2 protein-coding genes are annotated in these 1806 nt (G+C 71.5%); both read left to right on the top strand.

Annotated elements, in window-relative coordinates; all coding sequences use genetic code 11:
• Nucleotides 1-756 (top strand): ABC transporter permease (locus FNX44_RS26565; protein WP_143651519.1); only part of this gene is annotated, 756 nt, incomplete at its 5' end.
• A gap of 95 nt (nucleotides 757-851) precedes the next feature.
• Entirely contained in the window at nucleotides 852-1661 is an 810-nt protein-coding gene (gene proC, locus FNX44_RS26560; RefSeq protein ID WP_143651518.1) for a pyrroline-5-carboxylate reductase, read from the top strand.
• Nucleotides 1662-1806 lie beyond the last annotated feature (145 nt).

Raw genomic sequence — 1806 nt, 5'->3', positions numbered from 1 at the left:
CGCCCGGCACCGGCCGCCCTCTCCGCGCGCCGCACCCTCGCCACCGCCCGTCGCGTACTCCGCCAGCTCGGCCACGACCGACGCACCATCGCACTGCTGCTGGTGCTCCCCGTGCTGCTGCTCGTCCTGCTGTACTACGTCTTCGACGCGGACCGCCGGGCCTTCGGCGGCATCGGCGCCTCCCTCCTCGGCATCTTCCCGATGACCACCATGTTCCTGGTGACCTCCATCGCCACCCTGCGCGAACGCACCAGCGGCACCCTCGAACGACTACTCGCCATGCCGCTCGGCAAGGGTGACCTCGTCCTCGGCTACGCGCTCGCCTTCGGCGCGCTCGCCGTCGTCCAGGCGTCCCTCGCCACCGCCGTCGCGATCTGGGCACTCGATCTGGACTTCGCCGGCTCGCCCTGGCTGCTCCTGCTCGTCGCGGTACTGGACGCCCTGCTGGGCACCGCCCTCGGACTCTTCGTCTCGGCCTTCGCCTCCTCCGAGTTCCAGGCCGTCCAGTTCATGCCGGCGGTGATCTTCCCCCAGCTGCTGCTCTGCGGACTCTTCGCGCCCCGCGACTCCATGCAGCCCGTCCTGGAAGCGGTCTCCAACGTGCTGCCCATGTCGTACGCGGTGAGCGGCATGAACGAGGTGCTGCTCAACACGGAGATCACCGGCACGTTCGTCCGGGACGTGTCCGTCGTCGCCGGCAGCGCCCTGCTCGTCCTGGCCCTCGGCGCCGCGACACTCCGCCGCCGCACCCCCTGACGGGCCCGCGACTCCGGGCCTTCCTCCCGGCCCCGGCGTTCCAGCGAGCGGACACCGGCCCCGCCGACCCCCGGGAAGCTGCCACCATGGACGGCATGACGCAGAAAGTCGCCGTACTGGGCACCGGAAAGATCGGCGAGGCCCTGCTGAGCGGAATGATCCGCGCCGGCTGGCCGACCGAGAACCTCATGGTCACCGCACGCCGCGCCGAACGGGCCGCGGAGCTGCGCGAACGCTACGGCGTCGAGGCGGTGGGCAACGTCGAGGCGGCCAAGACCGCCGACACCCTCATCCTGACCGTCAAGCCCCAGGACATGGGCGTCCTCCTGGAGGAGCTGGCCCCGCACATCCCCGCCGAGCGACTGGTGATCAGCGGCGCCGCCGGCGTCCCCACGACGTTCTTCGAGGAGCGGCTGGCGCCCGGCACGCCGGTCGTGCGTGTCATGACCAACACCCCCGCGCTCGTCGACGAGGCCATGTCGGTCATCTCCGGCGGCACCCACGCCAGCGAGGCCGACCTCCGACATGCCGAGGAGATCTTCAACGGAGTCGGCAAGACGCTCCGGGTCCCGGAGAGCCAGCAGGACGCGGCCACCGCGCTCTCCGGCTCGGGCCCGGCGTACTTCTACTTCCTCGTCGAGGCCATGACGGACGCCGGCATCCTGCTCGGCCTGCCCCGCGACAAGGCCCACGACCTCATCGTCCAGGCCGCCATCGGCGCCGCCGTGATGCTCCGCGACAGCGGCGAGCACCCCGTCAAGCTCCGCGAGAACGTGACCTCGCCGGCCGGGACCACCATCAGCGCCATCCGCGAACTGGAGAACCACGGCGTCCGGGCCGCGCTCATCGCCGCCCTGGAAGCGGCCCGCGACCGCAGCCGCGAACTGGCCTCCGGCCAGGGCTGACCGAGCCGCACCGGCGACGCTTGACACGGCCGGTGCTCATCCGTAGTGTTCTCCGGGTTGCCAGCGAGCCGGTAGGTTCCGCTGGCGGCGCTTCTGCCACGTCCGGTGGCGCCCACTACTCTGTACGATCTTCCCTTCGCGGGGG

The sequence above is a fragment of the Streptomyces alkaliterrae genome (assembly GCF_007097205.2).
GTDB classification, from domain to species: Bacteria; Actinomycetota; Actinomycetes; order Streptomycetales; family Streptomycetaceae; genus Streptomyces; species Streptomyces alkaliterrae.
Note: the sequence above shows the minus strand (reverse complement) of the source record. Positions and strands in the feature narration are given on the sequence as shown.